Genomic DNA, 20,207 nt, shown 5'->3' with positions numbered 1-20,207 from the left:
AAATTTCAAGACTTATACATTCACTATTTTATTTTTTATAAAGAATCTGATGACTTTAAAAATTAGCTTGCCAACTCATACCGAATTAAAGCCTAAACTAATAGTGTTTGGAGTAGGTGGTGCAGGCGGTAACGCAGTAAATAATATGATAGATTCACAGCTGATGGGTGTTGAATTCTGGGTTGCTAATACAGATGCTCAAGCTCTCGCAGCATCAAAAGCTGAAAATAAAATACAGCTTGGCATAAGCTCAACAAAAGGCCTTGGTGCTGGTTCTTACCCTGAAGTTGGAAAAATAGCAGCTGAAGAGTCTTTAACAGATATCGAAGCATCTCTTGAAGGTTGTCATATGCTATTTATTGCAGCTGGTATGGGTGGAGGAACTGGAACTGGCGCAGCTCCTGTAATAGCTGAAATTGCAAAAAGAATGGGGATAATAGTAGTTGGTGTAGTAACAAAACCCTTTCACTTTGAAGGAAGTAAGAGAATGAAAGTTGCAGAGCTTGGACTTGAAGAGCTTAGTCGATACGTTGATACACTTATAGTTATTCCAAATCAAAATCTCTTTCGTGTTGCAAACGAAAAAACCACATTTGGAGAAGCTTTCCAAATGGCAGATGATGTTTTAAAGTCAGGTGTACGTGGCGTAACAGATCTAATTACAATGCCAGGTCTCATCAATCTCGATTTTGCAGATATCAAAGCAGTAATGCAAGAAATGGGTAAAGCTATGATGGGGACAGGTGAAGCGGAAGGACAGGATCGTGCAATCAAGGCAGCAGAAGCAGCAATCTCTAATCCGCTTTTAGATAATTCTTCTATGAATGGAGCGCAAGGTGTATTGATAAATATAACGGGTAGCACAGATATGACGCTTTTTGAGGTTGATGAGGCTGCAAACCGTATTAAAGAAGAGGTAGATGCTTCTGCAAATATAATATTTGGTTCCGCTTTTGATGAATCTTTGAAGGGAAGAATTAGAGTATCAGTAGTTGCAACTGGTATAGATAGTAAGGGCAGCGTTAGTGCTACGTCGCCTGTTCAACTACAAAATAGAGTAGATGGACAAGATGTAAAGTACGCGAAAACGCAGCAGCCAAGCCTCCTTGATTCTGCAAATACACAAAAGCATGACTTTGAAAAAATATCACTGAACAGTGTGGCAAATACTACCATTTCTGAAAAAAGTGTCTTTATCCCTCCAAAAGCGATAGATCCAGAAGAGTTTGATAACCATGAATCTGTTTCTCAAACAAAATCTGCAGCGCCAAGTGATGTTAAAATTTCTGGGACATTCGGCAGAATATTTGGTGGAAGTGAGCAGGTCATATCTGGCAAAAATGATTCAGAACAAACGCATAATAAAGAAGAGTATAAAGAGGATTTGTTTGAAATTCCTGCGTTTTTGCGAAAAAAGAATAAATAAAAGCGCATAAAACCCCATATTGCATCATTGTTGATGTTTTTAGATTTTTTCAACAATACATTTTTTGCTGTTTTGAAGCTATATTTCTTGATTTACATGATTTGGATGTCTATACTCGTTGAGTGACCGTGATAGTTGTAAGTTATTTGCTTGATTTGATTGGTTTCTATGAGATAATAGACTGTTTTGCATTTTTTAGTGTCTAAAAGTACTATAACTTTGTTGTTTTATTTAGAGGTTGCATAGAGAAATATAAAGTTATATTTGTTTTGAAATTTTCTCACAAATACTCTGATTGCGTGGTTTCTTGTCAGATTTTTCTTGATTGCCAGACTGGGAATTCGTTCTTAAAGCATATATAAACAAAGATTTTGTCTTCGCTCACTAAAGCAATGCGCTTTACTTGCACCTTGAATTGCTTGTGCTTAGCACTACTTTGATTGATGCACTAAACTAAAATTTGATTTATGACAGAAGAACTTGCAATTATACAAAGGCCTTATAATAAGGATTGGCTCGTTTTTAATGATCGAATAAGTGTAACATATGTTAAGTGAAAACTATAAACCACAAATTAGTGAAAAGAAATGGCAAGAAAATTGGCAGAAGTCTGAGATATATAAGTGGGATAGCACGCTAGATAGAAGCGAGACGTTTGTGATAGATACACCGCCGCCCACTGTCTCTGGGATGCTACATATGGGGCATGTTTTTAGTTATACGCAGGCAGACTTCATTGCAAGATTTCAAAGAATGATCGGTAAGACTGTGTTTTATCCGATAGGTTTTGATGATAACGGGCTGCCCACTGAGCGCTTAGTTGAGAAGATAAATGGAGTTAAAGCTTCATCTCTCACTAAAGAGCAATTTAATCAGATGTGTCAGGTGGTAATTAGAGATGCTGAATTAGAATTTAGGACTCTGTTTGAAGCACTTGCACTAAGTTTTGATTGGAATGAGACATATCAAACTGTTAGTGATTCTACTGCAAAACTTTCGCAAATGTCATTTTTAGACCTATATAATAAAGGTCTTCTGATCAAGAAATATGCCCCTACATTCTGGGACCCGGTAGATAAAACTGCTATTGCACAAACGGAAATAGAAGATAAAGAAAAAAGTGCCTTATTTTCTGAGATCGTGTTCAGTAAAGAAAGTGGTGGTGAAATATTGATTGCAACGACTAGGCCAGAGCTGCTACCAGCTTGTGTTGCAGTATTTTACCATCCAGAAGATTCTAGGTTTCAAAATCTAGAAGGTGCGAATGCAATAGTTCCAATATTCGATTTTAAAGTCCCTTTCATTGCCGACAGTGAAGTTGATATGGAAAAGGGCAGTGGCCTTGTTATGTGCTGCACTTTTGGTGATATACAGGATGTAAGGTGGTATCAGCGTTATAATCTTGAGGTTAAGACTTGCATCTCTAAAACAGGTTATATGCAAAACGCTGGTATTTTAGATGAAATGACAGTTTCTGCAGCGCGTGCTAAAATTTTAGAGTTGCTAGCAGAAAGAAATTTGATTAGGTCACAAGTTGAAATAAAGCATTCAGTAAAATGTGCAGAAAGGTCCGGTGCCGCCCTTGAAATCATTCTGACGAACCAGTGGTATATCTCAATACTTGATTATAAAAAGGAGCTGCTTGATAAAACAAATCTGTGTAATTGGCATCCTTCTTATATGAGAGTGCGCCTTGAAAATTGGATTAATGGACTAAATCAAGATTGGTGCATATCAAGACAGCGGTATTTTGGGATTAATTTCCCAGTTTGGTATTCAAAGAGGAGTGGAGAAGAAGGGAAAGTATTATTTCCGGATATAGAACAACTGCCTGTAGATCCTTCTATTGATCTGCCAGTTGGTTACAGAAGGGATGAGGTGATTGCGGAAACTGACATTATGGATACGTGGGCAACCAGTGCGCTCACTCCACAAATTTCAAGCAAAGCTATCACAAAAGATTATGCTGTAGATTACAAGCGTCACAAAAAACTTTATCCAGCAGATCTTAGAATACAGGCACATGAGATCATTAGAACATGGGCATTTTGTACGATTGTAAAGTCTCATCATCATGAAAATTCCATTCCATGGAAAAATGTAATGATAAGTGGCTGGTGTCTTGCCAAAGACGGTCAGAAGATGAGTAAATCAAAGGGGAATATAGTGACTCCACAAGAATTAATAGTGGAAAAGAGCGCTGATGCGGTGCGTTACTGGGCTTCTTGTTCTAAACTTGGCGCTGATATTACTTATTCGGAAGAAGCCTTTAAAATAGGCAAAAAGTTGATCACTAAGCTTTGGAATGCATCCAAATTTTTTGCGCTGCATTTTTCATCTTTGAGTAATTTTGATAAAAAAGTTACTGCAACTACTGCATTGCAATCTGAAATCATTAATTGTGACCTTGATCTTTGGATCTTATCAAAACTTCAACGAGTTGTTCATGAGGCAACTAAGGCATTTGAGAATTTTGAATATTCTGAGGCAAGGCAAGTAGCTGAAGAGTTTTTTTGGAAAGATTTTTGTGATAACTATGTTGAACTTGTAAAAGTTCGTATCTATGATTCTGCTAATAAAGATGAGGTTGGAAAGAGGAGTGCAGTTTATACTATGTATTTTTGCATATATACCATGCTGCGGCTTTTTGCACCGTTTATTCCACACATTACAGAAGAATTAAACGCACAGCTCTTTCCGTATTCTGGCTCTGTGCACGCTCAAAAATCTTGGCCAATGCTTGATGATTACGTATTTTTTAGTGATAAATTAGATGATGGAGAAAAAGTATTGAAGTTGCTTGAGCTTGTTAGAAAGGCAAAGTCTCTTGCAAACCTTGCACTGAATCATAAAGTTTCTGTATTGAAAATTTTTGGACCAAAGATTTCAGATTCTCTATTGCAGGATCTAAAAAATGCTACGCACGCTGGAGTGGTTGAGATGTTGCAAGTTGCTCGTTCTGATATGATTATGTCAGATTGCGCTAATTTCGGTGTTAGTATTAGCACTTATACTGAGGAGGTAGCAGCTTACGCATAGCAAGTATACCGCAGGGTTAAATATACAAAGAGCATTTTAAAGGCATCAATTTTGAAAGTATTATGCAGTCTGTCCGTCAAAAATTGATTTGCGCAAGCAAATCAATTTTTGTGAAAAGTTAAATGTACAAAAATTAGCTTTTAGAACTGCCATGCGCTAATTTGCGAATATATAATTTGTCCTGTACTTAGCAATTTTTAGGCACTGCTGGCCAAGCCACTTGCGCAGACTCATTTAGCCTAATTTGCAAGTATTACTTCGTTAATTTCCGAGTTAAATATATATATTTTTTTAACTCAGAAACTAACGTTTTTGGTAATTTTGCCACTTTTTCTGCTGGACTTTCGGTGTAAATAATTGCTTATCACCAAGATAAATCCTGCCTTTTGAGAATTCAGGCGCAACAACTATGAAGTAATAAGAAGAATCTTAATGATAGCTCTTTTCTTCTTTAAACAAGTTTTAGAAACAGTACAAAGCAATCATATAAAGCATATGGAGTGACAAAAATTGACAATGAGCTTTAAATTTATATGTTATACTTTTTAATCTTTTTTAATGCATAGGAACATCTTTAGAAAATACGATATTAGAGGAGTATTTAAGAAAGACTTTGGTGAATCTGATATAACAGCAATTGCAAGAACAATTTCTCATTTTACTCTGGATGATGGAATAGCTCATAAAAATATATGCATAGGTTATGATGGCAGATTAAGTTCTCCTATCATTAGAGAAGCATTGCTTTATGGACTTATGGAATGTGGATATTCAAGGAATAGTCAAAGAGGAAATATTGTTGATATTGGAATATGCTCAACTCCTATGCTTTATTGGGCAGCATATAATATTGATAATATAGGCGTTGCCATCATGATTACAGGCTCACATAATCCAAAAGAATATAACGGGCTCAAGATTATATACAATATGTCATATGCTGCAGAAGATTTCTTAGATAGAATAAAAGATTTTTTGCTGGGCAATATTTGGAGTGAAGGGAAAGATAGTAAGATAAAATTGCACGAGCAAGAAGCTATAACCTGCAGTTTGCATGCAGATCTTTCAAGCGTACATTTGAATAAGTTAAATTTTAAATCTAGTGATTTGGCAGAGTCGTTCGGCAATTCTTCAGGGCAACTTGAGATTGGCAAAGCATATTTAAACAGTGTGTTTACAGCTAAAATTCCAGCTGTAAAACGTAAATTATCGATAGCTTGGGATCTGTCAAATGGTGCTATGTGTCGCATAGTGCCAGAATTCATTAAAAGATTGCAAGGAGAGCATTTTTTATTGAATTCCAAAATAGATGGTAATTTTCCAAATCATCTTCCAGACCCCACATGTGCAAAGAATTTAGAACAATTATCTGCATTTATACGCGAAAAAAACTGTGATTTTGGAATATGTTTTGATGGTGATGGAGATAGGATAGGGATAGTCCTAAAAAACGGACGTATATTATACGGCGATCACATCCTTTTGTTAATTGCTCATGATATGATACTAAACAGCACAGGGAACAAAGTTTTAGTTGACGTACGTATGAACCAATTTGTAATTGATCAAATAAGAAACTTGGGATGTGACGTTGTGATATGGCAACCAGGGCACTCTAAAATCAAAAATAAAATGAAGGAAGATGGTATCACAATAGCTGCAGAAATGAGTGGACATATATTTTTTAATTTAAAACGTTATATATGTGATGATGCGCTCATTGCTGCATATAAAATATATGAGCTTTTTTTACTGGGGTATGATTTCGAGCGTATATTAGAGCCAATCTCTCATATTATAAAGACAGAGGAAATTCGTATACCTATTGATGAAAAATTAAGGCTGCTTATGTTATTTAACATCAAAAGTTATTTAACAATTCTCGGAATAGAATTCGAATATTTTGATGGAATTAGAGTTGCGAATAAAAACTTAAGTTGGAATATAAGAAGCGCAGTTACTGAAGAAGTGATATCTTTTAATATCAGTGCTGTGAGCCAAGAGCATCTTGACAGCATTTTAGCATTAATCTCAAGTGCAATTCTTGCGCTTGAATCGGCTATGTTTTTAAAAGTGCTAAACTGAAGTATTTATTACATTAGAAAGATGTGTATTTTGCATCAAAAAGTAATACTAAATGTGTTAGTATGCTACATTTCTTAACTAGCTTATTATATTAGACCTCTTTCGAAACTAGCTTCTAGCAGAGAAATGGCAGGAGATTTAGGCGCAAGGAAGGACCGGAGTGTATTTGATAACATTGAGGATCCGAGCACGAAATCAACGCACCAGTTCTCACAAGGAAGTAGAGTTTCGAAAGAGGTCTATTGCGATATCGATACTTTCTAAATAACGCACAACCAATTTGAATTTTTTAACTATTGTATAATTTTAGACAGATGACCAAAATAATAGCATGGAATGTTAATTCTGTAACATCGCGCTTATCACATTTGATATTACTAATCGAAAAACATAATCCTGATATAATCTTGCTTCAAGAATTGAAATGTATAACAGAGAAGTTTCCTTATGATCAGTTAGACCACCTTGGATATAATATACAGGTCTTTGGTCAAAAGTCATATAATGGTGTTGCTATACTTAGTAAGTGTAGGATTGAAGATGTAAAGCGTGGTATGAAAAGTTATCAGAAGAATGGTGATGCTAGATATATCGAGTGTTTTGTCCCGGTGAATAACCGCGGTACTGTCATATCGTCTGTTTATGTACCGAACGGTGGTGAACTGGAGTCTGAGCAATTTGCTTATAAATTAGAATTTCTTGAAGCACTGAAGCATCATATTCAAGACATGAGAAAACAAGGTATGGAGGTTATTATGGGTGGTGATTTTAATGTCGCAGTAGAAGATATAGACGTTTATAACCCTGGTGCCTTAGATGGAAAAGTGTGTTTTCATCCTGAGGAGAGGAGAAGATTTCGTGCTATTTTGAATAATGGTATGGTGGATGCATTCAGAGCAGCTCGTCCAGATCAACAATCGTTTAGTTGGTGGGATTATAGAGCAGGATCCTGGAAACAGAATAAAGGAATGAGGATAGATTATTTGCTAGTGTCTCCTGGCATTGCAGATTTGATAAATAGTGTTGACATAGATAGCTCGTTTAGAAATCTAGAAAGACCTTCAGACCATGCACCAGTGCTGCTATCTATTTCAAGCTAGAACTTAGGTAGTCTGTCTATCAAAAATCGATTTGCTGCGCAAATCAATTTTTGCGGAAAGTTAAAAATCCATAAGGGTTTTGGCAATTTTGCCACTTTTTTTGCTGGACTTTTGTGCCTCATAATTGCTTGCAGGCCAATATAAATCCTCCATTTTAAGAATTCAGAGCAAGCTTAGCTGCGCCTGTGCTCTATATTATAGTTCAATTCAGCGCCATATATCAGTATGAGACTACAAGCATAGAAATAAAGAAGTGCTATTATAACGCCTGCTATACTTCCATATATCAAGCTAATCTGTGGAAAACTTTTTACGTAATATTTAAATATCATAGTAAAGCCTGACCAAGCAATCATAACAGCGAAAGTGCCTGGAAAAGTATATATCAATTTGTGTTTTCTGTTAGGAAGAAAGTAGTATATATAAGATATAAAAACAAAGCTTGATACTGCAACTACTACATATCTCATCTTAGGCGCTTCTATCCTAATTAACTTGATTATTTTATAATTTTCGATTTCTGGAAAATATTCTAGTAAAAAACTCGAAGTCGCGCTCCATATGGATGGCATTACTACCAAAATTATTAGTACAAATATTGTAGTGCTTATTAGCACCATGAATTCTATTATGCTGAGTAATCTTCTGAAAATATATGCGGGCGGTTGCTTGACTCTATAAGCTTTATTAAGTATAGTTCTCAGGCCCTCAAAGATAGAAGATGCAGTCCATATTGCGCTCAGTATAGCAAGTGTAATAAGACTCTGTGGAGGTGCTGACGTTATCTCTATTATTCTCGGTCTTAGTATGTCTATAAACTGCGCCCATGAGCTTTCAAGTATCATATTTAGCAGTACATCAACGATCTCATGATTAATACTTGACCCTGCATTTCCAAGCAACGCGACAAAAAAGACAAGAAATGGACAGATAGCTAACATCATTAAAAACGCTAGATACCCAGCATGTTCAATACCATCGTGTTTTATGGTATCATTAAACGATTTTGCCAAACTCTTTGTTATTAAATGTAAAAAACTGCAAATTTTTTTTACAATATTAAATATCTGCATTAGCTTCAAGAGTAATATTGTGTTGTTTACATGTAGCTTTGATTGTATTTTTCATAAGGCATGCTATTGTCATTGGTCCAACACCACCTGGCACTGGAGTCAGAAAACCTGCAACTTTTTGTACGTCTTCAAAGTTTACATCCCCATAAAGTTTATCTTTTACCTTTTGTATACCAACATCCACTACGTAAGCTCCAACCTTTACCCACTCTCTTGTTATCATGTGAGGTTTTCCAACAGCAGATATTAATATGTCAGCAACCCTACATTCCATTTTTTGGTTGTGAGAATGTGAATTCATGACTGTAACTGTGCAACCCTCCATTATTAACATAGATGACATAGGCCTTCCAACTATTTGTGATCTTCCAAGTACTACAGCTCTCTTCCCAGAAAGATCAGGTCCAAGTTTCTGTTTCAATAAGTGTAACACACCTTGTGGAGTACATGGTTCTAAACAATTTTGCCATGAATTTAAAAGTCCTACATTATTAGTACTAAATCCATCCACGTCTTTTAGATGATTGATAACATTAAAAATCTTATGTGTATCAATATGTTTTGGCAACGGAAGTTGTACAAGTATACCATGAACAAATGGGTCTTCATTAAGTTTACGCAGTAGATTCAGCACTTCCTCTTCTGAAATGCTACTATCAAACTGATGTATATAAGAAGCAATTCCTATAGCACGCGCATTTTTAACTTTGTTATTTGTATATATAACGCTAGCTGGATCATTCCCAACTAAAACGACAGCAAGACCTGAAACGATATTATATCTTTCTTTAATAAAAGCTATATTGCCTTTTAATTTTTCCAGTATGCTAGCGGCAAACGCTTTTCCATCAACTGTGCTACATGTAAATTTCATATCTCATATCCATACGCAAGTACTAACACTTTTAGTTTATCCAACTTTTTTCGTATTCCAAGCAATATTCCTGATTTTCCTACAAAAAATCTTGAAAATCAGCGTAGATATCGCGATATCATAGCTTCGGGTTCACACCTTTTGTTGTGGAATGCTCGAAATGTATATACTTTTCAGGATATATAAACCTATATACACTATGAGCAGCAATAGCCGCTTCTGCAAATCCTGTCAATATAAGCTTTAGCTTCCCTACATAATCAACGACATCGCCAATGGCAAATATGCCATCTACACTGGTTTGCATTGTTGATTGCATAACTTTAATATGTTTATTTTGCATCTCTATGTTCCAAGATAATATAGGGCCTAAATTCATAGAGAGCCCGAAAAACGCCAGCAAGAAGTCTGAGTGTATTTTTTTTGTATTGTTATCCAGATCTACTATACTGATCTCATTTAAGAAGCCATCATTTCCTATAAGTGAATCGAGTTGATATGGCACAAGCAGCTCTATATTCCCTGATTTTATTAGATGTTCTAGCTTGTTAATACTCTCTTGCATGGCTTTAAATTTATTTCTACGGTGAATCAAGTAGACCTTGCTTGCTATCTCTGCAAGTGAAATTGCCCAATCTACTGCAGAATCTCCCCCTCCTGCAATTGTCACAGTCTTGTCTTTAAAGATCTTCCTATCTCTTACCGAATAGAATACACTTTTCCCCTCAAAATCTTCTATATTAGACATAGGTGGTTTATTATGGCCAAAAGCTCCTGAGCCTGCAGCTATTATGATAGCTTTTGTTTGAATCTCATCGCCTAGATCTGTCTTAAGTACGAAAAATTCTCCAGATTTTTCATACGAAACAACCGATTGTCCTAGGATAAATCTTGGAGAGAATGGCATAGATTGTTCATAGAGCTTTTGAATTAGCTCTTCTGCTAGAATATTAGGATATCCAGGGATATCATAAATTGGTTTTTCTGGATATAGAGCAGAGCATTGCCCACCTACATGAGGAAGTGAATCCACAACCAAAGATCTCATGCCAAGCATTCCGGCTTGGAATATCGCAAAAAGACCAACAGGTCCTGCGCCTATTATCACAATATCTGAGTTATAAGTCATGCTATTCACCAATGATATTTGCTAATGCTTATATACCTAAAGCGCTATAACATAGGCAGCTAAACTTTGTCTTTTTGACAAGTTTTATCAGCTTCTCGCATGAGCCATATTACAAGCTCTGAACGAATAAACATTTTATTTTATGAAGCTTTTCTGAAATTACTACGTTACATGTGCATTAACGCTATTTTATACACTGGTTATAAATCAGTGTCACATGTGGGCTTTATAACAGCTTCATAAAAATTTTGCAATTTCTGCTTAAAAAAATATTTAACGTTAAAGACATTTGCATAATTGTTTGTTCATCCTTCAACTCGTCAAATTTTGATTGATGTACTAAAATTTGCTTGATTCCCACGTATGGAGCAGCAATTATTCAGATGTCTTCTTTACTCAAACAGAGCACTTGAAGATGTCACAGCAATTTACCCGCTTTTGTAAGCAGTGCCATATAAAAAATTTGAGTTTGTGTAAAGCAAACGTATATAAGTAAGCTAATGATTGATTTTGTTTGAACATTTGATTAGAATCCCCCTCGTCTAAGCAAAATCAAGAAATAGGAAATAAGAATGAATTATTCTGTAACGCCCGTGGCAATAGAAGAGGAGATGCAGCGCTCCTATTTGGATTATGCAATGAGCGTAATAGTGAGCCGCGCACTTCCAGATTGTAGAGATGGATTAAAGCCAGTGCACAGAAGAATATTATACGCTATGTATGACACTGGCAATACATGCGATAAGCCATATAGAAAGTCCGCAAGAATAGTTGGTGAAGTGATGAGTAAATATCACCCACATGGTGATGCGCCAATTTATTCTTCTATGGTAAGAATGGCCCAAGATTTTTCGCTTAGGGATTTGCTTATAGATGGGCAGGGAAATTTTGGTTCTATAGATGGTGATTCTCCTGCGCAGATGCGTTATACCGAGGTTAGGTTAACGAAGCTCGCTGAAATGCTTATGACAGATATTGGATGCGACACTGTAGATTTTCAAGATAACTACGATGGTGCAGAAACCGAGCCTAGAGTGCTGCCTGCTAGATTTCCTAATCTCCTTGTAAATGGCGCAAATGGTATCGCAGTTGGTATGGCAACCAATATTCCTCCACACAACATGGGAGAGGTTCTAGACGCTTGTATTGCTTATGTGCAGGATAACACTATAGACATAAATACTGTACTTTCTTATATAAAAGGGCCGGATTTCCCAACTGGTGGTGAGATTTTGGGTAGCCCAAAAATTAGACAAGCTCTAAGTACCGGAAAAGGGGGCATACTTCTCAGAGGAGAGACTAAATTTGAAGATATTTCAGGGCGAAAGGCTATTATTATAACGTCCATTCCATATCAAGTTAATAAAGCTGAGCTGATTAAAGCAATAGAGAAGCTATGTAAAGAGAAGACTATTGATGGAATTTCAGAAATTAGAGATGAAACAAACAAGCTAGGAATTCGTGTTGTAATAGAGCTAAAGCGCGAAGCAGTGCCAGATGTTATATTAAATCAGCTTTATCGAAATACACAGCTGCAGAGCAGCTTCAGTGTCAATACGCTTGCGCTTGTGCACGGCAGGCCTATGGTAATGAACGTGCTTGATATAGTGCGTGAGTTTGTTACATTCAGAGAAACTGTTGTTACAAGAAGGATTAAATTCTTGTTAAACAGAGCTAGAGATAAAGCTCATATATTGATAGGTCTTGCTATTGCAGTTGATAATATTGATGAAGTTATCGCGATGATAAAGGCGGCAAATGATCCTCAAGAAGCAAAGGTGAGTTTGATGAAAAGGTCTTGGCCTGCATCAGGTGTGATAGGTCTTTTAAAACTCGTAGATGATTTTAGAAATAGAGTTGAGGGGCAGAACTGCTATCTTACTGCTGAGCAGGCTCAAGCTATATTGGACATGAAGCTACAGAGATTAACTGGTCTTGAGAAGAATAAAATAGAAAATGACTTGAGCACTTTATCGGTAGAAATTACAGATTACTTAGAAATATTAGGTTCAAGAGAGAGATTATTACAGATAATTGAATCTGAATTCGTAGAGGTTAGAGAGAAATTTGCGACACCGCGTAGGACCACAATACTGGAGAATGAAGCTGATGTTGATGATGAAGATCTAATTCAGCTGGAAGAGATGGTTGTTACCATTACACAGAGCGGTTATATAAAACGCGTTCCACTGAATACCTATAGAGCACAAAGAAGAGGAGGGAAGGGGCGTTCTGGTGTGATGATGCAAGAAGATGATATGATCTCTGAAGTTATTGCAACGACTACTCATACGGTTCTTTTATTCTTCTCTAATTTTGGTAAAGTATATCAGCTTAAGGTGTATAAGTTGCCAATAGGCACTCCTCAATCCAAAGGGAGGGCGCTGATTAATATTCTACAGCTTGCATCAGATGAAAAGATAACAAATGTTATGCCGATGCCTGAGGATAAAGAGGTATGGAGTGATTTATACATAATATTTGCGACTAAAGGAGGAAATGCTAGGCGCAATTTGCTATCTGATTTTGCACATGTTAATGCTGGTGGAAAGATAGCGATTCGGATGGACGAAGGTGATAGCTTAGTTGGTGTTGTGTCTTGTATGAAGGATGACCATATAATAATAGCAACGAGTTTTGGTAAGGCTATTAGATTTCCAGTGACTGAGATTCGTGTATTTAAAAGTCGCACTTCCGACGGAGTTAGAGCTGTGAAACTTGCGAAACAAAATGATTATGTAATTTCCATTGCTGTGTTAAAAGGAATAGAAATCGAGCAAGCTAAGCGAGATGAATACCTGAAGATCCCACTTGATATCCGCAGAGAGTTTGCATCAGTAGAATCTACAATGCTAGTGCAACATAAACTTTCAGAATATAACGTTGAACAATTGAGTGTAGAGGAATTTAAATATTTTGCCGTTAACGAGGAGTTTTTATGTACTGTGACAGAAAATGGTTATGGAAGACGTACTTCTGCATATGAATATAGGGTAACAAGGCGCGGTGGCAGTGGAATTGCAAATGCGCCAAACAGTCTAATCAAGGGCGGGAAGGTGGTTTCTACATTTCCTGTTGGAGATACAGATGAAATGATAATAATGGCAGAGTCTGGCACATTAATAAGAATTGCAAGTAGTACCATAAGAGTAGGGGGGCGTGCAGGGCTCGGTGTAAAAATTATTTCTGTTGCAAGCAAAGAGAAAGTAATATCTGTAACAAAGGTTGTTGATAAAGATTCTCTTAAAGACGATTCTGAAGAGCAAAATGTCGGGGCTCAGCTGCAGCTTTAATAAACTTTATGGGTGCAGTGGTAATTTAGTGCTTGCCTTATCATGAAAAAGTATATAAAAGTACTTATTGTTTTTATCGAGTCAATAAGAGGAGAAGATGCCTTTTTACGAGTGTGTTTTTATAATGCGTCAGGATATTTCAGCTGCTGATGTCGCAAAAGCAGGCGATAATTTTGTTAGTATGGTCGAAAATCTTGGTGGTAAGCTGTTGAAGAGAGAGTATTGGGGCTTAAGAACTTTGGCTTATATAATTAAGAAAAATAAAAAAGCACATTATACAATGCTTAATTTTGAGGCTGATTCCTCTGCTATACAGGAGTTGGAGAGGAATTTTAAGATTAACGAAAGTGTGCTAAAATATCTTTCTATTAAGATGAAAAAGTTTGATGATCAACCCTCTATTATTTTATCGCAACAAGAAGCTGTAAGCCAATAGTTGTAATAAATGAAAGTTTAATGAGTTTGTAGTATGACAGAAGAGACTATTTCAAATGCGGTGCTCTTTAATAAGACGCATCATGGTAACAAAAGACAAAGATGCCCATTGTCTGTCAGTGGTGCTCCTGCAATCAGTTATAAGAACATAGAGCTTCTCACTAAATATATTTCTGAAAAAGGTAGGATTTTACCTAGTAGAATCAGTGGTGTTTCAGCAAAGAAACAGAGAGAGCTTAAAGTTGCTATAAAGCGTGCTCGTGCGATAGCCTTATTGCCATTTACCGCGACTTAATTTTTTAAAATATCAAGTTTATAGAAGCTATAAAAATGCAAGTTATATTACTCGAAAAGATGTATCGCCTTGGAGATATTGGTGATGTTGTAGATGTTGCAGCGGGGTATGCGAGAAACTATCTATTCCCAAGGAAGAAAGTTATACGTGCTACGCAAAAAAATAAAGATTTTTTCGAGCAACAACGTGCCATGCTTGAGCAGCAAAATAATGAACTAAGAGAGCAAGCTGAGCAAATTGCTGCTTCCATGAGTACTAATACTGCTATCAAGATAGCAAGACAAGCTGGAGAAGATGGTAGGCTTTATGGTTCTGTTAACGTGCGTGACATAGTTGATGCTGTTTTTACTGCTACGGGTTCAAAGGTGAGCTCAGAAAGCGTAATGCTAGACCAAAGAATAAAAAGCTTGGGTGTTTTTGATGTGAAAATAATGCTACATCCAGATGTTGTTGTTGTATTTTCTATGAGTGTAGTACGTAGTGAACATTAATATTTTTATGTACTAAGATATGGTTACTAACTAAGACAAGCTATTTGTACTAAGTTATGATCACTAAAGTTTACACAGCATATGTGTATTTTAATGAGTCGCCTGCTTTATAACTCTAAGAAGCATAGGGTTTTATGTTGATTTCAAGGCAATTATAGTGCACTGAAAGTCCAGCAGAAAAAATGGCAAAATTGTCAAAAACCTTATGGATTTTGTTAAGTAGTGTTTGCTAGGTATAGGACAAATTATATATCCGAAAATTAGCCTAGGGCCTCTTCCAAGCTAATTTTAGTATATTGCACTTTCCGAAAAGTTTATTTGCGTAGCAAATCGATTTTTGACAAACAGGCTACATAGCATACGTGTATTTTAATGAATTGATCTCAACCAAGATTTATTTCTCATTTTATACCATGCTGATTGAGTTATATGATGCAAATGATATGTTGCTTTGACTCTAGTGCTTTGTATGGATATCACATTCATAGTATTGCTTTTATTCATCAAATCATCATATCAATAAGTGTTTTAGATATAGAGTAATTTGTTATTTCCACTTCAAATGTTTTGATTCTATTGTTGCATTAGTTTTATATGTGACAGATAAAATTCGTTATATATAGAAAAGTATTTGCATAAGTCAGTTCATTGATCTTGGATGGATGCTATTTACAAGTCGTTGCACCATAACTTTTGAAGCGTAGGATTTATCTTGGCCTGCAAGCAATTATGATGCACCGAAAGTCCAGCAGAAAAAGTGGCAAAATTGTCAAACACTTTATGGATTTTGTTAAGTGGTGTTTGCTAGGTATAGGACAAATTATATATCCGAAAATTAGCCTAGGGCTTCTTCTAAGCTAATTTTAGTATATTTAACTTTCCGAAAATATATCTGCTACGCAAATATATTTTGGATGAGCAGACTTACAAGTCTATTAATAGCGTTCATGTTTTTAATATGCATTAATTTATAACATAAAGAGCTGAAAGAAGAAAATGACTGAAAAGCAGAAGGCGATCGAAGCTGCTCTAGCACAGATAGAGAAAGCATATGGCAAAGGTTCCATTATGAAGCTTGGGAGTAGCGAAACACTTGATATACCGTCTATCTCAACTGGTTCTCTAGGTCTAGATATAGCTCTTGGTATAGGTGGTCTACCCAAAGGAAGAATAGTGGAAATTTATGGTCCTGAAAGCTCAGGAAAAACTACCTTAGTTTTGCATGTGATAGCAGAGGCTCAAAAAAAAGGTGGCAGCTGCGCATTTATTGATGCAGAACATGCGCTTGATCCTGGATATGCAAAAAAACTCGGAGTAGTTATAGAAGATTTGCTTGTTTCGCAGCCAGATACTGGTGAGCAAGCTTTAGAGATTGCAGATACGTTGGTTAGGTCTGCAGCATTTGATGTGATTGTCATAGATAGTGTTGCTGCGCTCGTTCCAAGAGCAGAGATAGAAGGAGACATGGGTGATAATCACATGGGACTTCAGGCAAGGCTAATGAGTCAAGCATTAAGAAAGCTTACATCAAGCGTTGCAAAGTCAAATACTATCCTGATATTTATCAATCAAATTAGAATGAAAATAGGTGTGATGTTTGGCACACCAGAAACTACAACTGGAGGAAACGCTCTAAAATTCTATGCATCTGTTAGAATAGATATTAGAAGAATAGGTAGTATAAAGGAAAAAGATGAGGTTGTAGGAAATCAGACAAGAGCTAAAGTTGTGAAGAACAAAGTCGCTCCTCCATTTAAGGTTGTTGAATTTGATATAATGTATGGCGCAGGGATTTCAAAATTGGGTGAGATTCTTGATCTTGGAGCAAATGCTGGTGTTATAGAAAAGTCTGGTGCTTGGTACTCATATGGTGGACATCGTATAGGTCAAGGGCGTGAGAACGCAAAAAAATATCTAAAGGATAATCCTAATATTGCAGATGAAATAGAGCAAAAGATTAGAAGCGCAGCTGACATAGTAGGTAATGCTATGTCAGGCACAGCAGCAAATGAGGAAGATAATAACGTATTCTAGCCATTTGTATCATGTTTATTACTCTATATATACAAAATAATTAAAGTTATTTAACATTTCCACTTGTGAATGATGCAATATTTGTAACATATGCATTATAGCTAAAGCGTTATAGCAAACGAGTATTTAAAATAAATTTTCATTCGCTTGAATTTAGCAATATAACTACATTTTAGGAGAAGATATCTCTCTATAAATGAAGAGTTGTATTTAATCGCCTATGTCATAACTCTGAGAAGCTGAGGATTTATCTTGGCTTGCAAGCAATGATGATGCGCCGAAGGTCCAGCAGAAAAAGTGGCAACCTTATGGATTTTGTTAAGTAATTTTTGACGGATAGACTATTTAACTTGTGTACATACGAAGTGAGACTGTTTTGACGACAGCAATTTTGAAAAGTATGGCAAGAAGTATAAATAATATTGTATATAATGCAGTATACGGTCGCAATAGCGTTAACAAACTATAAGTTAAATGGATAAATCCAGTAGTACTTATGCAATATTCTATACAAAAAGCGGTAGATCTACTGAAATCTGGCAGTATTATAGTCATTGAGACAGATACTATTCATGCACTCACATGTGATGCTTACAATCAAAAGGCAGTTTTAAATGTATATAAACTAAAAAATAGACCTTTTAATAAAGCGTTACCAATCTTTGTAAAAGATATAGAACAAGCTACTTGCTACGCAATATTTAATGAAGCAGCTCTTAAGATGGCCAAAAGGTTTTGGCCAGGCGCTTTAACACTTATTTTACCTATAGCAAACAATACATCACTTGCTCCAGCTTTGTATCAAGGTATGACATCTATTGCGATACGTATACCTAATAACCAATTTTCATTGAAGCTGATAGAAAATATGAATCGTCCTATTGTTGGAACTAGTGCAAATTTATCTGGTGAAACAACGCAATTATATGAAGAAGATATAAGGAAAGTATTGGGAAATGAAATAGATATCTTTATATCAAATAAAGAACCGCTATATGAAAGCAAGCCATCTACTATAGTATGTTTTCAGGCTGGCAAGCCAAAAATTATCAGAGAAGGTGCCATAAGCTCAAGCAAGATTATAAATTCGTTAGAGTGATATATACTATAGTAAATTAAGTTGAAGTTTGCGCATATATATAGATGTGTGTTACACTCAAAGGAAAATGCCATCCTCATACAGCGAAGATTTTCGGAAAAAGTAATAACATATGTATGCTTTGGTTCAATTCTTTAATGCGTAAACCTCAACTTAATTTACCATAGTATACCCATCTTAATAAATTAGAAAGAGTAAAAATTTTTCTTTTATCGAAGCAATCTGGCTTGAGTGTGAGCCAGATTGCTTGCAGTCCAACCTCAATCCTTCAATTCAAGAATGATGAAACAACGACTATCTATATCTTATAACCGTAGTGAATTGCTACAACTCCAAAGCAGAGTTTTTTATAGTTGACTGACGTAAAGCCAGCGGATTCAACCATCCTAGCAAACCTATTGGCTTTTGGAAATTTTCTTATGCTTTCAACAAGGTATTTGTAATGTTCAGAGTGCCCTGTAATTACTTTGCCTATTTTAGGAATAACTTTAAACGAATAAAAGTTATAGATATCATTTAACACTTCATTTTTTATATGTGAAAACTCCAGGCATAGAAACATGCCACACGGTTTCAAGACTCTATGCACTTCTAAGAGGGCAGCATTTATATCAGTGAAATTTCTAATGCCAAAAGATATGGTGCAGCAGTCAAATGTGTTATCATTAAACGGTAAGGATTCACCAGAACCATGGGCCCAATTGATAGATTTATAGTGCAAGCCTGAGTCTATACATCTTCTTCTTCCTACTTGCAACATATCAAGGTTGCTATCGCATACAACAGCTCTTGCTCCACCTTTATCCAAGAATCTACAAGCTATATCTCCAGTGCCACCTGCAAGATCCAATAGTACTTTTCCACGTTTTGCAGGGATCAAGGAGATAAACTCATTCTTCCAGGCTCTGTGCAGCCCAAAACTCATTATGTCATTCATCAAATCATACTGAGTTGCAACATCAGAAAAAACTTTCTGCACTTTAGATGCTTTCGTGTTGCTATCTACTTGTTCAAAGCCAAAATAGACACCATCTGTGACATTGCGTTTTTGCAAATCATCATCGCAATTTTTTGAGATGTGATCATCATCTCGGCTGCTATTTTTCAAGCTATGAGCCATATGTCGCTCATTCTCGAGTTATATTGTTATAAAATTCAATGGCCTACTTTTTTGAAATAAAGCTTACGCCGCTAAACCTACTGTTAAATTTCGCTACAGCGCTAGCTCTGGTGTTTACGTAATTTGCATCCTTAGTCCAAGCTGGATGCGTTTTTACATCAACATCTAATTTCAAAAAGTCATTATGGTAAGTAGAGTATGTCTTAAAAATGACGCCATCAGTCATCTCAACGCTTATTTCTCTGTAATTAGGATGTATAGTGGATTTCTTATGAGCGCTCACCTGCTCACTGGTGATCGAAACTTTTTTTACAACCTTTTTACTTGCAACACTTTTATTTTGCGTTGCAGCGCTAGTTTGCTTTGAACTAGCCGCTTTTGATTTTTGTTTTGTTGTTGGCATGCGTGTTTGAACTATACTTTGAGTTTCCACTTTATTTTCTGGCACTGAGCATATAAAAAAAAACTAAACTATACAAGGAGTTTTTTGTATTTTACACTTGAAAAAGGTGCGCTGATGTTATAAAAGGTAATAGCTCATTTAGAAAGTCGGGGCATAGCGCAGCCTGGTAGCGCATCTGGTTTGGGACCAGAGGGTCGGGAGTTCAAATCTCTCTGCCCCGACCACGTATTCTTCTTTGGATCTAGCAGTTGTCTTTAAGTCATTAAAACAATCTCATTTCTATTCTGTTTCTGCGTTGAACAAATTGTCTA

At 36.1% G+C, this 20,207-nt stretch carries 15 protein-coding genes and 1 tRNA gene; 11 read left to right on the top strand and 5 right to left on the bottom strand.

The annotated features are described in order from the left end of the window. Window positions 1-49: 49 nt before the first annotated feature. The 4 genes from ftsZ (at window position 50) to xth (ending at window position 7,650) form a co-directional block, all read left to right on the top strand. On the top strand, window positions 50-1,426 hold the full coding sequence (ftsZ, locus tag AACL20_RS04910; protein WP_339051873.1) for a cell division protein FtsZ: 1,377 nt from the start codon (window positions 50-52) through the stop codon (window positions 1,424-1,426). Window positions 1,427-1,972: 546 nt separating this feature from the next. Next, complete coding sequence (locus AACL20_RS04905; protein ID WP_339051872.1) at window positions 1,973-4,465, top strand: valine--tRNA ligase; 2,493 nt, start codon at window positions 1,973-1,975, stop codon at window positions 4,463-4,465. Window positions 4,466-5,023: 558 nt separating this feature from the next. Next, window positions 5,024-6,550, top strand: coding sequence for a hypothetical protein (locus tag AACL20_RS04900; RefSeq protein WP_339051871.1), 1,527 nt, complete (start codon window positions 5,024-5,026; stop codon window positions 6,548-6,550). A 314-nt stretch (window positions 6,551-6,864) separates the two neighbouring features. Next, complete coding sequence (gene xth / locus AACL20_RS04895; protein WP_339051870.1) at window positions 6,865-7,650, top strand: exodeoxyribonuclease III; 786 nt, start codon at window positions 6,865-6,867, stop codon at window positions 7,648-7,650. Window positions 7,651-7,823: 173 nt separating this feature from the next. Here the strand turns inward: xth and AACL20_RS04890 are convergent, their stop codons facing one another. The 3 genes from AACL20_RS04890 to AACL20_RS04880 all read right to left on the bottom strand — a co-directional run bounded on the left by AACL20_RS04890 (window position 7,824) and on the right by AACL20_RS04880 (window position 10,726). Continuing rightward, entirely contained in the window at window positions 7,824-8,591 is a 768-nt protein-coding gene (locus AACL20_RS04890; protein ID WP_410519902.1) for a YihY/virulence factor BrkB family protein, read from the bottom strand. Between the two features lie 118 nt (window positions 8,592-8,709). Continuing rightward, window positions 8,710-9,597, bottom strand: a complete 888-nt coding sequence (locus AACL20_RS04885; protein ID WP_339051868.1) for a bifunctional 5,10-methylenetetrahydrofolate dehydrogenase/5,10-methenyltetrahydrofolate cyclohydrolase — start codon at window positions 9,595-9,597, stop codon at window positions 8,710-8,712. A 118-nt stretch (window positions 9,598-9,715) separates the two neighbouring features. After that, window positions 9,716-10,726, bottom strand: a complete 1,011-nt coding sequence (locus AACL20_RS04880; RefSeq protein WP_339052683.1) for an NAD(P)/FAD-dependent oxidoreductase — start codon at window positions 10,724-10,726, stop codon at window positions 9,716-9,718. Between the two features lie 572 nt (window positions 10,727-11,298). On the opposite strand from AACL20_RS04880, the gene gyrA reads away from it, so the two are divergent. The 6 genes from gyrA (at window position 11,299) to AACL20_RS04850 (ending at window position 18,373) form a co-directional block, all read left to right on the top strand. Beyond that, window positions 11,299-14,019, top strand: a complete 2,721-nt coding sequence (gyrA, locus tag AACL20_RS04875; RefSeq protein WP_339051867.1) for a DNA gyrase subunit A — start codon at window positions 11,299-11,301, stop codon at window positions 14,017-14,019. A 97-nt stretch (window positions 14,020-14,116) separates the two neighbouring features. Beyond that, window positions 14,117-14,455 carry a 30S ribosomal protein S6 gene (gene rpsF, locus AACL20_RS04870; RefSeq protein WP_339041818.1) on the top strand — a complete coding sequence of 113 codons (339 nt, stop codon included), beginning with the start codon at window positions 14,117-14,119 and terminating at the stop codon, window positions 14,453-14,455. Window positions 14,456-14,488: 33 nt separating this feature from the next. Next, window positions 14,489-14,749 (top strand): 30S ribosomal protein S18, encoded by a 261-nt coding sequence (rpsR, locus tag AACL20_RS04865; RefSeq protein ID WP_339041820.1) that lies wholly within the window; start codon window positions 14,489-14,491, stop codon window positions 14,747-14,749. Between the two features lie 35 nt (window positions 14,750-14,784). Further along, a complete protein-coding gene (rplI, locus tag AACL20_RS04860; protein WP_339051866.1) occupies window positions 14,785-15,240 on the top strand; it encodes a 50S ribosomal protein L9 in 456 nt (151 codons plus the stop codon). 996 nt (window positions 15,241-16,236) lie between these two features. Further along, window positions 16,237-17,274: a recombinase RecA gene (gene recA, locus AACL20_RS04855; protein ID WP_339041824.1), complete on the top strand. Its 1,038-nt coding sequence runs from the start codon at window positions 16,237-16,239 to the stop codon at window positions 17,272-17,274. Window positions 17,275-17,770: 496 nt separating this feature from the next. Further along, window positions 17,771-18,373 (top strand): L-threonylcarbamoyladenylate synthase, encoded by a 603-nt coding sequence (locus tag AACL20_RS04850; protein WP_339051865.1) that lies wholly within the window; start codon window positions 17,771-17,773, stop codon window positions 18,371-18,373. A gap of 298 nt (window positions 18,374-18,671) precedes the next feature. Here AACL20_RS04850 and ubiE read toward each other — a convergent pair whose 3' ends face one another. Further along, complete coding sequence (gene ubiE, locus AACL20_RS04845; protein WP_339051864.1) at window positions 18,672-19,493, bottom strand: bifunctional demethylmenaquinone methyltransferase/2-methoxy-6-polyprenyl-1,4-benzoquinol methylase UbiE; 822 nt, start codon at window positions 19,491-19,493, stop codon at window positions 18,672-18,674. A 43-nt stretch (window positions 19,494-19,536) separates the two neighbouring features. After that, a complete protein-coding gene (gene rpmE, locus AACL20_RS04840; RefSeq protein WP_339051863.1) occupies window positions 19,537-19,941 on the bottom strand; it encodes a 50S ribosomal protein L31 in 405 nt (134 codons plus the stop codon). 102 nt (window positions 19,942-20,043) lie between these two features. On the opposite strand from rpmE, the gene AACL20_RS04835 reads away from it, so the two are divergent. Next, a tRNA-Pro gene (locus tag AACL20_RS04835) sits at window positions 20,044-20,120 on the top strand. The last annotated feature ends 87 nt before the right edge of the window (window positions 20,121-20,207 follow it).

The sequence above is a fragment of the Candidatus Lariskella endosymbiont of Epinotia ramella genome, assembly GCF_964019805.1.
Lineage (GTDB): Bacteria > Pseudomonadota > Alphaproteobacteria > Rickettsiales > Midichloriaceae > Lariskella.
This window is presented reverse-complemented; position numbering and strand designations above follow the sequence as displayed.

Bases quoted from the DNA above. Each gene is read 5' to 3' on its own strand.
- AACL20_RS04900 (WP_339051871.1), top strand. From the start codon at position 5,024: ATGCATAGGAACATCTTTAGAAAATACGATATTAGAGGAGTATTTAAG.
- ubiE (WP_339051864.1), bottom strand. From the start codon at position 19,493: ATGGCTCATAGCTTGAAAAATAGCAGCCGAGATGATGATCACATCTCA.
- AACL20_RS04890 (WP_410519902.1), bottom strand. From the start codon at position 8,591: ATGTTAGCTATCTGTCCATTTCTTGTCTTTTTTGTCGCGTTGCTTGGA.
- rpsR (WP_339041820.1), top strand. From the start codon at position 14,489: ATGACAGAAGAGACTATTTCAAATGCGGTGCTCTTTAATAAGACGCAT.
- recA (WP_339041824.1), top strand. From the start codon at position 16,237: ATGACTGAAAAGCAGAAGGCGATCGAAGCTGCTCTAGCACAGATAGAG.
- AACL20_RS04850 (WP_339051865.1), top strand. From the start codon at position 17,771: ATGCAATATTCTATACAAAAAGCGGTAGATCTACTGAAATCTGGCAGT.
- ftsZ (WP_339051873.1), top strand. From the start codon at position 50: ATGACTTTAAAAATTAGCTTGCCAACTCATACCGAATTAAAGCCTAAA.
- AACL20_RS04905 (WP_339051872.1), top strand. From the start codon at position 1,973: ATGTTAAGTGAAAACTATAAACCACAAATTAGTGAAAAGAAATGGCAA.
- AACL20_RS04880 (WP_339052683.1), bottom strand. From the start codon at position 10,726: ATGACTTATAACTCAGATATTGTGATAATAGGCGCAGGACCTGTTGGT.
- gyrA (WP_339051867.1), top strand. From the start codon at position 11,299: ATGAATTATTCTGTAACGCCCGTGGCAATAGAAGAGGAGATGCAGCGC.
- rplI (WP_339051866.1), top strand. From the start codon at position 14,785: ATGCAAGTTATATTACTCGAAAAGATGTATCGCCTTGGAGATATTGGT.
- xth (WP_339051870.1), top strand. From the start codon at position 6,865: ATGACCAAAATAATAGCATGGAATGTTAATTCTGTAACATCGCGCTTA.
- rpsF (WP_339041818.1), top strand. From the start codon at position 14,117: ATGCCTTTTTACGAGTGTGTTTTTATAATGCGTCAGGATATTTCAGCT.
- AACL20_RS04885 (WP_339051868.1), bottom strand. From the start codon at position 9,597: ATGAAATTTACATGTAGCACAGTTGATGGAAAAGCGTTTGCCGCTAGC.